Here is a 15,688-nt window from a genome sequence, read left to right on the forward strand (position 1 = left end):
ATCCGGCCTCTTACCCAGCCTTGCGCAACGCCTCGATCAACGCTTGCTTGCGCATGCCCGAGCGCCCCGGAATCTTCTTCGCCCGGGCTTCTTTCATCAGGCTGTCCACCGTCTGCGTATCGCGCGAAGCCCTGCTGTTGCGCGGTTTGCCTTCACGGGTGGCCACCGCACGTCGGGCTGATTCCTTGCGATCTGCAGACTTGGCGCTGGCGGGCTTCTTGCGCCCGGAGCCGCCGGCGCGTTCACCTCCACCCGACTGCTTGTTCACTGTGGCCCAGGCGCGAGCTTCGGCTTCATCTTTCGACACACCTTTGTGCTCGTAGCTTTCTTCGATGTGTTCGGCCTTGTGTTTCTGCTCGGCGGTGTATTTGTCTTTGCTTCCACGAGGCATGGGATTTCTCCAGGCTTGAGGATGTATATCCGTAGGAGCCTGCGATCTTTTGATTCTCAAGCATTCACAGGCAAAAGCTCACGGCAGCTCCTGCGCGGTCAGGTATCCAGCTTGCGCGCCGCCTCAACCCCAGCGGCGCTGAGTTTGATCGGCAGGTTCAGCGTGTGCTCGCCGGCTTCGTTGCTGATCACATGACCGTGCTGGATCAGCCCGCGCTCCTGCAAAGTGGCAAGGGTGCTGGCCACGACTCTCTCCCCCCGGTAATTGTCCAGAACCTCCTTGCCCAAGCCGCTTGGGTGGGCGTGCAGCAGGCGGGTCAGGACTTCTTTTTCCAGGTTTTTATCGACGTTCATGGGTGACCTCTTGGTTGGAATGGACAGGTATTGCGCGTCTCTTGCGTCGCGAGTCCTTACCCGATATTGGTCTGTCCCTGATCTGGATTGGTGCCTGATGAACGACGAACGGTGCCGTCGAAGCCTATTGGTCGGGGCCTATTCCAGAAGCCAGATTGTGCAGAGGCGCGAAAGCGATGGTGGCCATGGAATTCCTTGGGTTCGACTCGGTTTTTGTGATCGATGAGCACCCTGTGGGAGCGGGCTTGCTCGCGAAGACGGCGGCACAGTCAACATCGATGTCGCCTGATCCACCGCTTTCGCGAGCAAGCCCGCTCCCACAGGTTCCGCACCTTGACTGACTGACACAGCCACACTGATTTCCCAGACCGGCCCGTCACACAAAGCGCCACAAAACATCAATGCTACATGACGTTTTGCTTTCAAATGTGACGAGCGCCGCGCGCGGACTTAGTATGGCGTTTTCAACTTTTCACAAGGCACGTTCATGACGATCGAAATCCGCCCGGCAACCCCCAGCGATGCTCCGCAAATCCTCGCGTTCATCACTGAACTGGCCGACTTCGAACGTGCCCGCCACGAAGTCATCGCCAGCGTCGCCGACATCGAGCGCAGCCTGTTCAGCGAAGGCGCCACCGCCCATGGCCTGATCTGCCTGCGCGATGGCTTGCCGATCGGCTTTGCGGTGTTCTTTTTCAGCTATTCCACCTGGTTGGGCAGCAACTGCCTGTACCTCGAAGACCTCTACATCACGCCCGAACAACGGGGCGGCGGCGCCGGTAAAACCTTGCTGCGCCACCTGGCGAAAATCGCCTGCGCCAATGACTGCGGCCGTTTCGAATGGAGCGTGCTGGACTGGAACAAACCGGCGATCGAGTTCTACAAATCCTTGGGTGCTCAGCCGCAGGAAGAGTGGGTTCGGTATCGGATGGATGGGGTGGTGTTGAGGGAGTTTGCCGAGGGTAATTGATCGCACGCGGCATCAATTAAAGATCGCAGCCTTCGGCAGCTCCTGCACCGATCCGTAGGAGCTGGCGAAGGCTGCGATCTTTTTTTGGGTTTGTCTCAATATGTGGGATTGATATTTATATATTGAGATTTGTCTGCGTCCGGGTTTATAGTCCAGCTCACTCACTGCCAATAAACAAAACAGGTGAAGCGATGCTGGCGCAATTGATCGCGCTCGATTGGGGGACAACCTCATTACGTGCTTACAAACTCGGCTTCGGTGGCCAGGTGCTGGAACAGCGTGCGCTGTCGTCCGGGATCATGCAGCTGCCCAAGACGCCGCGAATGATCGCCGGCCAGGAATGCGCCGACGGTTTTGAGTTGGCCTTCGATGAGGCGTGCGGTGACTGGCTCGACGCGCAGCCTGATTTGCCGGTGATTGCCTGTGGCATGGTCGGCAGTGCTCAGGGCTGGCGCGAAGCGGCCTACTGCGACACGCCAGCGAACGTCGCCAATCTCGGAACCTCCCTACAAACCGTTCGCAGTCTTCGCGGTGTCGATGTGCACATCGTGCCGGGCGTGATTCAGCGTTCGCGTTTGCCGAACGTGATGCGCGGCGAGGAAACCCAGGTCCTCGGCGTGTTGCAGGATCTGCCGAGCGGGGCGGGCAACGATCTGTTGATCGGCTTGCCGGGCAGCCATTCGAAATGGGTGGAAGTGGCTGATGGCTGCATCGTGCATTTCGATACTTTCATGACCGGCGAAGTCTTCGCTGTCCTCAGTGAGCACAGCATTCTCGGACGCACTCAGCAGCGCGGCGCGTCCTTTGATGGCGAAGCGTTTGATCGTGGCGTGCGGGTGGCCCTGTCGGTGGACGGCGAGATCGGGCCGCTGTCGACGCTGTTCAGTGCCCGCAGTCTGGGGCTGACCGGCGAACTCAGCACCGTCGCGCAACCGGACTATCTGTCCGGTCTGTTGATCGGCCATGAACTGTCGGCCCTGGCCAACGTTCAGCGGCGCCGGCGCAACAGCGTGCACCTGCCCTCGATCATCCTCATCGGCAATACCCAACTCTGCGCCCGCTACAGCCGGGCGCTCGACGCCTGCGGTTTTGCCCGGGTGACCCTGGCCGAGCAGGCCACCGAACGCGGATTGTGGCAGTTGGCGGTCGCCGCCGGACTGACCACCGCAAACCCATCCCGTTAAACCTGACTGGAGGCCTGACATGCTCAAGCAAGCACTGGCACAAAACGGTCTGATCGCGATTCTGCGTGGCCTGCGCCCGCAAGAGGCGGCAGCCGTCGGCGAAGTCCTGTACTCGGCCGGATTTCGCGTCATCGAAGTGCCGCTCAATTCCCCCGAGCCGTACGAAAGTATCCGCATCCTGCGCAGCACGTTACCCACCGATTGCCTGATCGGCGCGGGCACAGTGTTGACGCCGGAACAGGTCGAGCAAGTGAAAGCGGCGGGCGGTCAGGTGATCGTCATGCCCCACAGCGATGCCAAGGTGTTGCGCGCAGCGAAGGCCGCGGGGCTGTTCCTGTCGCCGGGTGTCGCGACGCCGACCGAAGCCTTTGCGGCATTGGCCGAAGGGGCGGATGTGCTGAAGATGTTCCCGGCCGAACAGATGGGGCCGGCCGTTGTGAAAGCCTGGCTGGCGGTGTTGCCGGCAGGGACGGTGCTGGTGCCGGTGGGCGGGATTACGCCGGACAACATGCAGGTGTTTGTCGAGGCCGGCGTCAAGGGTTTCGGCCTCGGTTCCGGGTTGTTCAAACCGGGCATGACGGCTGACGAAGTAGCGGTGCGCGCCAAGGCGTATGTCGCTGCCTGGAATGCTTTGCGTTAAGACTTTTTGGCGCTGTGGGCGCTGCATCTACAAGAGAGACAATAGAGATGAAAATCACCAAACTCACCACCTTCATCGTTCCGCCGCGCTGGTGCTTCCTCAAAGTTGAAACCGACGAGGGCGTGACCGGTTGGGGCGAGCCCGTGGTCGAAGGCCGCGCGCACACCGTCGCCGCCGCAGTTGAAGAGTTGTCCGACTACCTGATCGGCAAAGACCCACGCAACATCGAAGACATCTGGACCGTGCTTTACCGTGGCGGCTTCTACCGGGGCGGCGCGATCCACATGAGCGCTCTGGCCGGCATCGACCAGGCGTTGTGGGACATCAAGGGCAAGGCCCTGGGGGTGTCGGTCAGCGATCTGTTGGGGGGCCAGGTGCGGGACAAGATCCGCGTTTATTCGTGGATCGGTGGTGATCGTCCGGCGGACACCGCTCGCGCCGCGAAAGAAGCGGTCAGCCGTGGTTTTACTGCGGTGAAAATGAACGGCACCGAAGAACTGCAATTTCTCGATTCCTTCGAAAAAGTCGACCTGGCGCTGGCCAATGTTGCTGCCGTACGCGATGCGGTCGGCCCGAATGTCGGCATCGGCGTGGACTTCCATGGTCGGGTGCACAAGCCCATGGCCAAGGTGCTGATGAAGGAACTCGACCCGTACAAACTGATGTTCATCGAAGAGCCGGTGCTCAGCGAAAACTACGAAGCGCTGAAAGAACTGGCGCCGCTCACCAGCACGCCGATTGCCCTCGGCGAGCGGTTGTTCTCGCGCTGGGACTTCAAGCGTGTTCTCAGCGAAGGCTACGTCGACATCATCCAGCCTGATGCCTCCCACGCGGGCGGCATCACCGAAACCCGCAAGATCGCCAACATGGCCGAAGCCTACGACGTGGCGCTGGCGCTGCATTGCCCGCTGGGCCCGATTGCCCTGGCCGCGTGCCTGCAACTGGATGCGGTTTGCTACAACGCGTTCATCCAGGAACAGAGCCTGGGCATCCATTACAACGAGAGCAATGACCTGCTCGATTATGTGAAAGATCCGCGGGTGTTCGACTACGACAAGGGCTTCGTGAAAATCCCCAACGGGCCTGGCCTGGGCATCGAGATCAACGAGGAATACGTCATCGAACGTGCGGCGGTGGGCCACCGCTGGCGCAACCCGATCTGGCGTCATGCCGATGGCAGTTTTGCCGAGTGGTGAGTCACTGACACACCACCGTCCGTTGTGGGAGCGAGCCTGCTCGCGATGATGGCGGCACATCCGATATTGATGTAACTGACAAGACGCCATCGCGAGCAGGCTCGCTCCCACAAGGGTGCAGCGCAAGTCTTCATTACGACCTCAATAAACATAAGAAGAGGCACCTCTCATGCAACCGCAAACCCTCACCGGGCAGGCGTCGTTGGTGGCGCCGAGCCGCAAGCGGTTTTTCATCATGGTCCTGTTGTTCATCACGGTGGTGATCAACTACCTGGACCGCAGCAACCTGTCCATTGCCGCTCCGGCGCTGACCAGCGATCTGGGCATCGATCCGATCCATGTCGGGCTGATTTTTTCCGCGTTCGGCTGGACCTACGCCGCCATGCAAATCCCCGGCGGCTGGTTGGTGGATCGGGTACCGCCGCGCATTCTGTACAGCGTCGCGCTGTTGCTATGGTCACTGGCCACGGTGATGCTTGGCTTCGCTGCCAGTTTCATCGCGCTGTTCGTGCTGCGCATGGCTGTCGGTGCCCTGGAGGCACCGGCATACCCAATCAATAGCCGCGTGGTGACGACCTGGTTTCCCGAGCGCGAGCGCGCCACGGCCATCGGTTTCTACACCTCCGGGCAGTTCGTCGGCCTGGCGTTTCTCACGCCGGTACTCGCCTGGCTGCAACACCAATATGGCTGGCATATGGTGTTTGTCAGCACCGGCGTGGTGGGCATTATCTGGGCGGTGATCTGGTACGCGGTGTATCGCGAACCACGGGATTTCAAAGGCGCCAATGACGCTGAAATCGAGCTGATCCGCGAGGGCGGCGCTCTGGTGGATATCCAGGCTGAAACCGCGAAGGCCAAGGCGAAATTCAGCTGGATCGACCTCGGGATTGTCCTGAGCAAACGCAAGTTGTGGGGCATTTATCTCGGTCAGTTTTGCCTCAATTCGACGTTGTGGTTTTTTCTGACCTGGTTCCCGACCTACCTGGTGAAATATCGCGGCATGGACTTCATCAAGTCTGGCTTGCTGGCGTCGTTGCCGTTTCTCGCAGCCTTCGTCGGTGTGCTGTGTTCGGGGTTCTTCTCGGACTTTTTAATCCGTCGCGGTTACACGGTGGGTTTCGCCCGCAAATTGCCGATCATTGGCGGACTGCTGATTTCTACCTCGATCATCGGCGCCAACTTCGTCGAGTCGACGCCGCTGGTGATTGCCTTCCTCGCGCTCGCCTTCTTCGGCAATGGCCTGGCTTCGATTACCTGGTCGCTGGTGTCGACCCTGGCCCCGGCACGGTTGCTTGGCCTGACCGGTGGGGTGTTCAATTTCATCGGCAATCTGGCGGCGATTACCACGCCAATCGTCATCGGTTTCCTCGCCTCCGGCGATTCGTTTGCCCCGGCGATCACCTACATCTCGGTTCTGGCATTGATGGGTGCGCTTTCCTACGTGTTGCTGGTGGGCAAGGTCGAGCGTATCAAGTTGTAGTCGCAGCCGTCGGGCGACCATAATGCCGCCCGTTCACTCGCTCAACGGTAAAGGCTGGATATGCAGGAAGACGCCCCAAAAATCACCAAGGACGCCGCGCCGACCGGCACCCAGACACTGCTTCGTGGCCTGGGTGTGGTGCAGGCGGTGGCCAGTGGTGCCCGCGATCTCAAGGAAATCGCCCGGTTGATCGGCACGACGCGCAGCACCACCCATCGTCTGGCCAGTTGCCTGGTGGACGAGCGTTATCTGCGGGTGGTGCCGCAAGTCGGTTATCTGCTGGGGCCGAAACTGATCGAGCTGGGTTTCCAGGCACGTGAAGAGCTGCCGCTGGTGACGCTGGCTGGGCCTTACCTGGATGAGTTGTCGGCGTTGACCGGCGACACCATTCACCTGGCGATTCGTGAAGGCGACGAGGTGCTGTACCTGCTCAAAAATCCGGGGCGCAACGGTCCGGAAATGCGTTCGCGGGTGGGGCATCGCATGCCATTGGTGCGTACCGGGATCGGTAAGGCGCTGATGCTCGATGACACGCAGGAAGAATGGCAACGGCTGTACGAAATCAGCTTGCCAGTGGGTGGGAAAAACCAGTTCTGGCCGCAGCACCCGGAGCAATCCTGGGAGCAGTTTCAGCAGCGCATGCTCGAGTACGTGGCCGGTGGGTACGCCTTCGATCTGGAAGACAACGAACCGTCGATCCGTTGTGTGGCGGCGCCTATCCGCGATGCCAGCAAGCGCATTGTTGCCGGCATCAGCATCGCCAGCACCGTGCCGTACATGCCGCTGGAAAAAATGGCCGAGCTGATTCCCCTGATCAAAGGGGTCACGGCTCGGCTGTCGGCAGAGCTCGGCTTGAAGGTATAAGTCGAGCGGGTCTGATCAGACCTTCAGCGTCGCCATGTCGATCACGAAGCGGTACTTCACGTCACCGGCAATCATGCGGGTGTAGGCCTCGTTGATATGGCGGATGTCGAGCATCTCGATGTCACAGGTGATGCCGTGCTCGGCGCAGAAATCCAGCACTTCCTGGGTTTCTGCGATGCCGCCGATCAGGGAGCCTGCCAATACACGACGGCTCATCACCAGTTTGCCTGCATGTACCGGCGGATCGACCGGCTCGATCAAGCCCACCAGAATGTGCACGCCGTCGAAACGCAGCGTATCGAGGTAGGGATTGAGGTCGTGTTGCACCGGAATGGTGTCCAGCAGGAAGTCGAAATGTCCTGCGGCGGCTTTCATCTGCTCCGCATCGGTGGACACGATCACGTAGTCCGCGCCCTGACGATGACCTTCTTCAGCCTTGCTCGCCGAGCGGGTGAACAACGTCACTTCAGCGCCCATCGCCTTGGCGAACTTGATCCCCATGTGGCCGAGGCCACCCATGCCGAGAATCCCGACCTTATCACCAGCCTTCACGCCGTAGTGCTTGAGCGGCGAGTAGGTGGTGATGCCGGCGCATAGAATCGGTGCGGCGCTGGCCAGGTCGAGTTTCTCCGGGATACGCACGACAAAGTGTTCGCTGACCACGATGCTGTCGGAGTAACCGCCCATGGTGTTGCTGCCATCGACCCGGTCCGGGGTGGCGTAAGTCATGGTCGGACCTTCGAGGCAGTATTGCTCCAGGTCAGCCTGGCAGGCTTCGCAGTGACGGCACGAATCGACCATGCAGCCGACCCCGACCAGATCGCCGACTTTGTGTCGGGTAACGTTCGCACCGACGGCGGTTACTTTTCCGACGATCTCATGGCCGGGCATCAGCGGGTAAACAGCAATGCCCCACTCGTTGCGCGCTTGGTGGATGTCGGAATGGCAGACGCCGCAGTAGAGAATATCGATCGCAACATCGTCGGCTCGCGGGCTGCGGCGCTCGAACTTCATCGGGGCGAGGGGAGTGGTGGCCGACTGAGCGGCGTATCCGATGGCGGTGTACATGGTGAACCTCGCAAGAGCAATGACAGGGGAGGCGGGCCATTCTGGGCGTCGCACGGGTCACCGGCCATGGCGATTCCTCCGGGTGTCATGCCTAATCCTCCGGTATGCGCGTTTGATGGGGCGCATTGGCGTTCAGACCTGCGATGATGTTTTCATCCCTTTTTTCGCGACTTTTTTTGTGAAGAGCTCCCCATGTTGTTGACCCGTCATCTCGATGCCAATGCCGCGCTGGTTTCGCTGATCCAGCCGCTGACCACCCGCGACGGTTTTGCTCCTACCGCGTTGCCGGGCGTGCAGGTTTTGCGAGCCAGTTGTGATATCGCCCGTGGCCCGCAAATTTACGAGCCAAGCCTGGTCATCATCGCCCAGGGCAGCAAGTTGGCGTATCTGGGCCCGCGTACTCTGGAATATGGTGCCGGGCATTACCTGATTCAGGCGTTACCGGTGCCCTTCGAATGCGAGACGTTTTCGGCTCCAGATGGCCCGATGCTGGGCGTTTCCATCGCCATTGACCGAGTGTTGCTCAGTGAGTTGGTATTGGCCATGGGGCTGGCGCCGGGACGCACTATTGCCGCGCAGACACCCGAATCCATGACCTCGGCGGTGCTCGACGAAGCCATGCGCGGTTGTGTGGAGCGGTTATTGCGCTGCCTGCACGATCCGCTGGAATGCCAGATCATGGGCCAGGCGCGCTTGCGGGAGTTGTTGTTCGTGGCGTTGCGTGGGCCGCAAGCCGATGTATTGCGAGCGCTGGTGGAACAACAGGGGCAGCTCGCCCGGATCGCGGCGTCCCTGAGTCATCTGCATGCGCATTACACCGAGCCGCTGAACGTCGAAACCCTGGCCAGTTGCGCGAACATGAGTGCGTCGACGTTTCATGAGCATTTCAAACGCAGCACCTTGTTGTCGCCGGTGCAATATTTGAAGCGTTTGCGTTTGCTCAGGGCCCAGCAGTTACTGCTGGGCGAAGGCTTGGGTGTGGCTCAGGTGGCGCATCGGGTGGGGTATCAGAGCACGTCGCAGTTCAGCCGCGAGTACAAGCGTTACTTCGAACGCAACCCCGGAGATGAACGCGCGGCTTGATCCAGTGAGGGCTCATGTGGGAGCGAGCCTGCTCGCGATTGCGGTTTATCATCCAGCATAGATGTCGACTGACACACCGCTATCGCGAGCAGGCTCGCTCCCACATTGGTTTAGTGTTGATGCCTGGATTTCGGGCAACAAAAAGGCCCCCATTTCGGGAGCCTCTATGTTCATGCGTTCAACTTACATGTTCGGGTAAGTCGGGCCGCCGGAACCTTCCGGCGCCACCCAGGTGATGTTCTGTGCAGGGTCCTTGATGTCGCAGGTCTTGCAGTGAACACAGTTCTGGGCGTTGATCTGGAAGCGCTTCTCGCCGTCTTCCTGGGTGACCACTTCGTACACACCGGCCGGGCAGTAACGCTGGGCGGGTTCATCGTACATCGGCAGGTTCTTGGCGATCGGAATGCTCGGATCGGTCAGCTTCAAGTGGCAAGGCTGCTCTTCTTCGTGGTTGGTACCGGAGATGAACACCGAGCTGAGTTTGTCGAAGCTGATCTTGCCGTCCGGTTTCGGGTAGTCGATCTTCTTGCAGTCGGCCGCCAGTTTCAGGCAAGCGTAATCCGGCTTGGTGTCGTGCAGGGTGAACGGCAGTTTGCCGCCGAAGATGTTCTGGTCGATCCAGTTGAAACCGGCACCGACGATCGGGCCGAACTTGTGCATCGCCGGGCCGAAGTTGCGACTGGCGAACAGTTCATCGTAGAGCCAGCTCTTCTTGAACGCGTCGACGTAAGTGGTCAGCTCTTGCGTGCCGTCCAGATCGGCGAACAGCGCGTCGGCCACTGCGTCAGCGGCGAGCATGCCGGACTTCATCGCCGTGTGGCTGCCTTTGATCTTGGCGAAGTTCAGGGTGCCGAGGTCGCAACCGATCAGCGCGCCGCCCTTGAAGACCATTTTCGGCAGCGAGTTCAGGCCACCTTTGGAGATAGCACGCGCACCGTAGCTGATGCGCTTGCCGCCTTCCAGGTATTGCTTGAGCACCGGGTGATGCTTGAGGCGCTGGAACTCGTCGAATGGCGACAGAAAGGTGTTGCTGTAGGAAAGATCGACGATCAGGCCGACCACCACCTGGTTGTTTTCCAGGTGATAGAGGAACGAGCCACCGGTGTTCTCGGTACCCATGATGTCCAGCGGCCAACCGGCGGTGTGGACCACCAGGCCTGGCTGGTGCTTGGCCGGGTCGATTTCCCAGATTTCTTTCAGGCCGATGCCGTAGTGCTGGGCGTCGGCCTCGCTGTCGAGGTTGAAACGCTTGATCAGCTGCTTGCCGATGTGGCCGCGGCAACCTTCGGCGAACAGCGTGTACTTGGCACGCAGTTCCATGCCCGGGGTGTACAGGCCTTCTTTCGGATTGCCTTCGCGATCGACACCCAGGTCGCCGGTGATGATCCCGCGAACCACGCCGTTCTCGTCGAACAGCGCTTCCTGAGCGGCGAAGCCCGGGTAGATTTCCACGCCCAGGTTCTCGGCCTGTTGGGCCAGCCAGCGGCACAGGTTGCCCAGGGAGATGATGTAGTTGCCTTCGTTGTGCATGGTCTTGGGCACAAAGAAGTCAGGAATCTTCTGCGCGCTGTCGGCGTTTTTCAGAACGAAGATGTCATCGCGGGTGACTGGCGTATTCAGCGGCGCGCCGAGTTCTTTCCAGTCCGGGAACAGTTCGTTCAGGGCCCGTGGTTCGAACACGGCACCGGACAGGATATGAGCGCCGACTTCGGAGCCTTTTTCGACCACGCAGACGCTGATTTCCTTACCGGCTTCGGCGGCCTTCTGCTTCAAACGGCAGGCGGCGGACAGGCCAGCGGGGCCGGCACCGACGATGACCACGTCGAATTCCATGTATTCGCGTTCCACAGGCTATCTCCTACTCAAGGCTCAACAGTTTTTTTCTAATTGGAGGTTTGGCGTTGCATCCATTATTTCCTCCGGCAAACGCCGAAAGGGGACAATGGATGACCCACCTTTCTCTCTGGGTGGCGCATTATATCTACACCACTCCTAGCGTCCAATACAAACGTTTGTTTGAATTGGCTCGAAGCCAGAGAAATCAAAGTCACGCGGCTTATGACTGGCCATTTTGCCGTATTGACCGGAATAGGTGTTCCGGTCAAGATACGGGCGGTTTTGCGCTCGCCGTAGGCTGACTGTTGGTTTCAAGAGCACCTCTAAAGACAGGGCGATGGCAGTACAAGGTGATATGCAGCGCAGGTTTGGCGCACAGTTTACACGCCGCGATAATGAATGACTCGTCGGTCACCACTGACGAACGGTTATCAGCCTCGTGAGCAATGTTCACCCGATACACCTGCCAGCGTTTTTAGAGGTGCCCTTGCGCCGATGAGCATCAACCGCCAGGTTCGCCTAGGCGACTTTCTTTTCACCGGAGAGTAACGAGGAATCCATGAAGGTTCTTGTAGCTGTCAAACGCGTTGTGGATTACAACGTCAAGGTTCGTGTCAAGGCGGACAATTCCGGCGTCGACCTCGCTAACGTCAAGATGTCGATGAACCCGTTCTGCGAAATCGCAGTGGAAGAAGCCGTACGTCTGAAAGAGAAAGGCGTTGCGACTGAAATCGTCGTCGTCTCCATCGGCCCGTCCACCGCTCAAGAGCAACTGCGCACCGCGCTGGCTCTGGGTGCCGACCGCGCCATCCTCGTCGAATCCGCTGAAGACCTGACTTCCCTGGCTGTTGCCAAATTGTTGAAAGCGGTTGTCGACAAGGAACAGCCTCAGCTGGTGATCCTCGGCAAACAAGCCATCGATAGCGACAACAACCAGACTGGCCAGATGCTCGCGGCATTGAGTGGCTACGGTCAGGGCACGTTCGCGTCCAAAGTCGAAGTCAGCGGCGACAGCGTTGCCGTGACCCGCGAAATCGACGGCGGCGCACAGACGGTTTCTTTGAAACTGCCGGCCATCGTCACCACCGACCTGCGTTTGAACGAGCCGCGCTACGCGTCCCTGCCAAACATCATGAAAGCCAAGAAGAAGCCTCTCGAAGTGCTGACTCCGGACGCTTTGGGCGTTTCCACCGCCTCCACCAACAAGACCCTGAAAGTCGAAGCGCCGGCTGCACGCAGCGCGGGCATCAAGGTCAAGTCGGTGGCTGAACTGGTCGAGAAACTGAAAAACGAAGCGAAGGTGCTTTGAGTTAAGGAGCCAGAAATGACTATCTTGGTTATTGCAGAACACGACAACAAAGTACTGGCCCCGGCCACGCTGAACACTGTGGCTGCTGCTGCCAAAATCGGTGGTGACATCCACGTTCTGGTTGCAGGTCAAGGCGCTGGCGCCGTGGCTGAAGCCGCTGCGAAAATCGCTGGCGTGGCCAAAGTGCTGGTGGCCGATAACGCCGCCTACGCTCACCAACTGCCGGAAAACGTAGCGCCACTGGTTGCAGAATTGGGTAAGGGCTACAGCCACATCCTGGCTGCCGCTACTTCGAACGGCAAAAACATCCTGCCGCGCGTTGCCGCGTCCCTGGACGTTGATCAGATCTCCGAGATTATCTCGGTCGAAAGCGCTGATACCTTCAAGCGCCCGATCTACGCCGGTAACGCCATTGCTACCGTACAGTCCAACGCTACGGTCAAAGTGATCACCGTGCGTGCCACCGGTTTCGACCCGGTTGCCGCTGAAGGTGGTTCGGCGTCGGTTGAAGCCGTTGCTGCTGCTCACGACGCTGGCACTTCGAGCTTCGTCGGCGAAGAACTGGCCAAGTCCGATCGTCCGGAACTGACCGCTGCCAAAATCGTCGTTTCCGGCGGCCGTGGCATGCAGAACGGCGACAACTTCAAACACCTGTACGCCCTGGCTGACAAGCTGGGCGCTGCCGTCGGTGCTTCCCGCGCTGCGGTCGACGCAGGTTTCGTACCCAACGACATGCAGGTCGGTCAGACCGGCAAGATCGTGGCGCCACAGCTGTACATCGCCGTCGGTATCTCCGGCGCGATCCAGCACCTGGCCGGCATGAAAGACTCCAAAGTGATCGTGGCGATCAACAAGGACGAAGAAGCGCCGATCTTCCAGGTGGCTGATTATGGCCTGGTGGCAGACCTGTTCGAAGCCATCCCCGAGTTCGAGAAGCTGGTCTAATCCGGCGGCTTGACTTATAAAGAGCCCGGCCTTTTGGTCGGGCTTTTTTTTGTTCTTTGTCGATAGAACCGGGTTTGAGTGGAGAGTGTCGCCATGGATTTACGCCGCGTGTGTGGCTGGTCATTACTGCTGGGGCTGACGATGTTGCCGGGGCTGTCCGTAGCCGCGGGCAAATGCGAGCGCCTGGTGGTGACCGGCAGCCCGGACGCGCCGCCGTACCTGTGGCAAGACCCGCAAAACCCCAAGCACCTGATTGGCGCCAGCGCTGACCTGCTGCAGCAAGTGGCGGGGGAGTTGGGCATCAAGGTCGAGCTGCTTTACGCCGGCAAACGCTCCCAGGCCCTGGATGAAGTGCGCAGCGGGCGCATGGACATGCTGGCCGACGCGCCAATAACGGTCAGTGAGCTGGAAAATCTGGATTACATCCATCCACCGCTGCTGGAAAACGATTACCTGGTCTGGACCCGCAACGACTCGCTCCTGGTCTACAACGAAGCGCAGGACCTTCGCGGCCATCCCGGTGCGTTGTCGGAAAAGGCTCGAGTGACCCCCTCATTTGGGACTTTCGCCGAGCAGCAATTGACCCTCGTGCGCACGCCCAATCTGACCCAGGCCTTTCAGAAATTGCTGCTGGGCGAGGTGGAATTTGTCCTCGCCGGACGCTACTCGGGCATGGCCATGGCGCAAACATTGGGGATGGCCAATGATTTGATGGCCCACCTGCAACCCATCGACAAACCCGGCCTGTACCTCGCGGTTTCCCATAACTCTGTCTGCAACGATCCTTGGTTGCGCGGACAGCTGGCCAAAAAGATGACAGAATTGCCCGCGTCCGGACTGACGGAAGCCGCGTTGCTGCGCAATATCGAGCGTTGGAAAGCGCAATCCTCGCAACCGTAGCAACAACCTGTCAGTACCCCAAAACAGTAGGGATTTTTAGTGAGTATTCGACCTCTTTTCGCTGCCCTGGCCGTTCTGGCTCTGGCGGGTTGTGCAGCCGATCCTGCGCCGAATGAACAAATACGCCTGACCGAACAGGCCCTCGAACAAGCCAAGGCCGTGGGCGCTACCGCCGACGAAGTGCCGGAGTTGAAACTGGCCCAGGACAAGTTCAACCGTGCCAAGGGCAACATGGCCGACCAGTCCTTCAAGAATGCGCGCATGCGGGCCGAGCAGGCCGAGTTGGACGCGCGCCTGGCCGAAGCCCGGGTCCTGACCCTCAAGAGCGAGGAGCAGTTGAACGTGCTTAATACCCGCATCACTCGCCTGCGCAAGCAACTGGGAGATGCCCAATGAGCCTCAAGACCAAAGCACTCGGCGGCTTGATCCTGGCTGGCTGCGCAAGCCTTTATGGCTGCGCCGGTCAACACAGCGAAGCCGCGTTGCAGCAGGCCGGCACCGACTTCCAGAAGGTCAAGGAAGACTCCAACGTGCTGCGCATCGCGCCTAAAGACGTGATCCGTGCCGGCGAATCCCTGGCCCGCGCCGATCGTCTGTCCAGCTACTGGGGCAGCGGTTCGGACGTGTTGCATTACGCCTACCTGAGCCGGCGCTACAGCGAAATCGCCCGGGAACACACCAATCAGGTGCTCAACGAGGAGCGCGCAGCGAAGCTCGAACTCGAGCGTCAACGCCTGCAACTGGCACTGCGTGAGTCCAAGTTGCTCAGTGTGCAGCAACAGGGCAAGTGGCTCGAAGAGCAGATCGTGGCGCTGGCGACCACCCAGACCGACCGTGGTCTGGTGATGACCCTGGGCGATGTGTTGTTCGATACCGGTGAAGCGGAGCTGAAAAACTCGGCAAACCGTGTGGTGCTGAAGATCGTCCAGTTCTTGCAGCTCAACCCCAAACGCGTAGTGCGGATCGAGGGTTACACCGACAGCACCGGCGGTAAACAGGACAACCTCAAGCTGTCCCGCGACCGTGCGCAATCGGTGGCCGACGTGCTGATGGACCTGGGCATCGACGACAAACGCATCCAGGTCGAAGGTTACGGCGATGAATACCCGGTGGACGTGAACGCTTCCGAGCGTGGTCGTGCACAGAACCGTCGGGTGGAAATTGTGTTCTCCGACGAAAAAGGCCAGCTCGGCGCCGCCCGCTAGGGCTGCGTCACTGGAAAACCCGGCCTGTTCAACAGTGCCGGGTTTTTTTTGCCTGCGGATCAACCTCTGTAGCAGCTGGCGAAGCCTGCGTTCGGCTGCGAAGCAGTCGCCAATTCTGGGTACGCGGCTCTCCAGAATAATCGAGGGGACCCCAGACGAGGACTTCGTCCTCGAACGCGGCCTTCGGCAGCTGCTACAAGGTTTCGCCGATCAATTGCATTGCATCTTCGCAAAAAAGCAGTACAGATTTTGCTGACACTGCAC

At 59.7% G+C, this 15,688-nt stretch carries 16 protein-coding genes; 12 read left to right on the forward strand and 4 right to left on the reverse strand.

Annotation, left to right across the window (positions count from 1 at the left end; all coding sequences use genetic code 11):
• Positions 1-10: 10 nt before the first annotated feature.
• Together ACA044_RS08770 and ACA044_RS08775 are read right to left on the reverse strand one after the other, a co-directional pair.
• The gene (locus ACA044_RS08770) at positions 11-391 is read right to left on the reverse strand and encodes a Rho termination factor N-terminal domain-containing protein (protein ID WP_497446009.1); all 381 of its coding nucleotides are present in this window, start codon (positions 389-391) and stop codon (positions 11-13) included.
• 98 nt (positions 392-489) lie between these two features.
• Positions 490-744: a hypothetical protein gene (locus ACA044_RS08775; RefSeq protein WP_497446010.1), complete on the reverse strand. Its 255-nt coding sequence runs from the start codon at positions 742-744 to the stop codon at positions 490-492.
• 487 nt (positions 745-1,231) lie between these two features.
• On the opposite strand from ACA044_RS08775, the gene ACA044_RS08780 reads away from it, so the two are divergent.
• From ACA044_RS08780 to ACA044_RS08805, 6 genes are all read left to right on the forward strand, one after another.
• Complete coding sequence (locus ACA044_RS08780) at positions 1,232-1,714, forward strand: GNAT family N-acetyltransferase (protein WP_497446011.1); 483 nt, start codon at positions 1,232-1,234, stop codon at positions 1,712-1,714.
• Between the two features lie 191 nt (positions 1,715-1,905).
• The gene (locus ACA044_RS08785) at positions 1,906-2,898 is read left to right on the forward strand and encodes a 2-dehydro-3-deoxygalactonokinase (RefSeq protein ID WP_497446012.1); all 993 of its coding nucleotides are present in this window, start codon (positions 1,906-1,908) and stop codon (positions 2,896-2,898) included.
• 19 nt (positions 2,899-2,917) lie between these two features.
• Positions 2,918-3,538: a 2-dehydro-3-deoxy-6-phosphogalactonate aldolase gene (locus tag ACA044_RS08790; RefSeq protein ID WP_497446013.1), complete on the forward strand. Its 621-nt coding sequence runs from the start codon at positions 2,918-2,920 to the stop codon at positions 3,536-3,538.
• A 47-nt stretch (positions 3,539-3,585) separates the two neighbouring features.
• Entirely contained in the window at positions 3,586-4,734 is a 1,149-nt protein-coding gene (gene dgoD, locus ACA044_RS08795; RefSeq protein WP_007903915.1) for a galactonate dehydratase, read from the forward strand.
• Positions 4,735-4,903: 169 nt separating this feature from the next.
• Complete coding sequence (locus ACA044_RS08800) at positions 4,904-6,214, forward strand: MFS transporter (RefSeq protein WP_497446014.1); 1,311 nt, start codon at positions 4,904-4,906, stop codon at positions 6,212-6,214.
• A gap of 60 nt (positions 6,215-6,274) precedes the next feature.
• Positions 6,275-7,078 carry an IclR family transcriptional regulator gene (locus ACA044_RS08805; RefSeq protein WP_497446015.1) on the forward strand — a complete coding sequence of 268 codons (804 nt, stop codon included), beginning with the start codon at positions 6,275-6,277 and terminating at the stop codon, positions 7,076-7,078.
• 15 nt (positions 7,079-7,093) lie between these two features.
• Here the strand turns inward: ACA044_RS08805 and ACA044_RS08810 are convergent, their stop codons facing one another.
• Positions 7,094-8,146, reverse strand: a complete 1,053-nt coding sequence (locus tag ACA044_RS08810; RefSeq protein ID WP_497446016.1) for an NAD(P)-dependent alcohol dehydrogenase — start codon at positions 8,144-8,146, stop codon at positions 7,094-7,096.
• Between the two features lie 192 nt (positions 8,147-8,338).
• Here ACA044_RS08810 and ACA044_RS08815 point away from each other — a divergent pair, with 192 nt between their 5' ends.
• Positions 8,339-9,229, forward strand: a complete 891-nt coding sequence (locus tag ACA044_RS08815) for an AraC family transcriptional regulator (RefSeq protein WP_497446017.1) — start codon at positions 8,339-8,341, stop codon at positions 9,227-9,229.
• Positions 9,230-9,412: 183 nt separating this feature from the next.
• On the opposite strand, the gene ACA044_RS08820 is transcribed toward ACA044_RS08815, so the two are convergent.
• Positions 9,413-11,077 (reverse strand): electron transfer flavoprotein-ubiquinone oxidoreductase, encoded by a 1,665-nt coding sequence (locus ACA044_RS08820; RefSeq protein ID WP_497446018.1) that lies wholly within the window; start codon positions 11,075-11,077, stop codon positions 9,413-9,415.
• Between the two features lie 547 nt (positions 11,078-11,624).
• Between ACA044_RS08820 and ACA044_RS08825 the strand changes: the two genes are divergently transcribed.
• The 5 genes from ACA044_RS08825 (at position 11,625) to ACA044_RS08845 (ending at position 15,424) form a co-directional block, all read left to right on the forward strand.
• On the forward strand, positions 11,625-12,374 hold the full coding sequence (locus ACA044_RS08825) for an electron transfer flavoprotein subunit beta/FixA family protein (RefSeq protein WP_159994520.1): 750 nt from the start codon (positions 11,625-11,627) through the stop codon (positions 12,372-12,374).
• Between the two features lie 15 nt (positions 12,375-12,389).
• Entirely contained in the window at positions 12,390-13,319 is a 930-nt protein-coding gene (locus ACA044_RS08830) for an electron transfer flavoprotein subunit alpha/FixB family protein (RefSeq protein ID WP_497446019.1), read from the forward strand.
• Between the two features lie 93 nt (positions 13,320-13,412).
• Complete coding sequence (locus tag ACA044_RS08835; RefSeq protein WP_497446020.1) at positions 13,413-14,219, forward strand: substrate-binding periplasmic protein; 807 nt, start codon at positions 13,413-13,415, stop codon at positions 14,217-14,219.
• Between the two features lie 39 nt (positions 14,220-14,258).
• The gene (locus ACA044_RS08840; RefSeq protein ID WP_497446021.1) at positions 14,259-14,615 is read left to right on the forward strand and encodes a DUF4398 domain-containing protein; all 357 of its coding nucleotides are present in this window, start codon (positions 14,259-14,261) and stop codon (positions 14,613-14,615) included.
• A complete protein-coding gene (locus ACA044_RS08845; RefSeq protein WP_497446022.1) occupies positions 14,612-15,424 on the forward strand; it encodes an OmpA family protein in 813 nt (270 codons plus the stop codon). The genes ACA044_RS08840 and ACA044_RS08845 overlap by 4 nt, the downstream gene beginning before the upstream one ends.
• Positions 15,425-15,688: the final 264 nt, after the last annotated feature.

This window comes from Pseudomonas sp. LBUM1673 (assembly GCF_059695645.1).

Excerpts from the sequence above, each read along its gene's own strand:
- ACA044_RS08770 (WP_497446009.1), bottom strand. The coding sequence starts at position 391 with ATGCCTCGTGGAAGCAAAGACAAATACACCGCCGAGCAGAAACACAAG.
- ACA044_RS08775 (WP_497446010.1), bottom strand. The coding sequence starts at position 744 with ATGAACGTCGATAAAAACCTGGAAAAAGAAGTCCTGACCCGCCTGCTG.
- ACA044_RS08780 (WP_497446011.1), top strand. The coding sequence starts at position 1,232 with ATGACGATCGAAATCCGCCCGGCAACCCCCAGCGATGCTCCGCAAATC.
- ACA044_RS08785 (WP_497446012.1), top strand. The coding sequence starts at position 1,906 with ATGCTGGCGCAATTGATCGCGCTCGATTGGGGGACAACCTCATTACGT.
- ACA044_RS08790 (WP_497446013.1), top strand. The coding sequence starts at position 2,918 with ATGCTCAAGCAAGCACTGGCACAAAACGGTCTGATCGCGATTCTGCGT.
- dgoD (WP_007903915.1), top strand. The coding sequence starts at position 3,586 with ATGAAAATCACCAAACTCACCACCTTCATCGTTCCGCCGCGCTGGTGC.
- ACA044_RS08800 (WP_497446014.1), top strand. The coding sequence starts at position 4,904 with ATGCAACCGCAAACCCTCACCGGGCAGGCGTCGTTGGTGGCGCCGAGC.
- ACA044_RS08805 (WP_497446015.1), top strand. The coding sequence starts at position 6,275 with ATGCAGGAAGACGCCCCAAAAATCACCAAGGACGCCGCGCCGACCGGC.
- ACA044_RS08810 (WP_497446016.1), bottom strand. The coding sequence starts at position 8,146 with ATGTACACCGCCATCGGATACGCCGCTCAGTCGGCCACCACTCCCCTC.
- ACA044_RS08815 (WP_497446017.1), top strand. The coding sequence starts at position 8,339 with ATGTTGTTGACCCGTCATCTCGATGCCAATGCCGCGCTGGTTTCGCTG.
- ACA044_RS08825 (WP_159994520.1), top strand. The coding sequence starts at position 11,625 with ATGAAGGTTCTTGTAGCTGTCAAACGCGTTGTGGATTACAACGTCAAG.
- ACA044_RS08830 (WP_497446019.1), top strand. The coding sequence starts at position 12,390 with ATGACTATCTTGGTTATTGCAGAACACGACAACAAAGTACTGGCCCCG.
- ACA044_RS08835 (WP_497446020.1), top strand. The coding sequence starts at position 13,413 with ATGGATTTACGCCGCGTGTGTGGCTGGTCATTACTGCTGGGGCTGACG.
- ACA044_RS08845 (WP_497446022.1), top strand. The coding sequence starts at position 14,612 with ATGAGCCTCAAGACCAAAGCACTCGGCGGCTTGATCCTGGCTGGCTGC.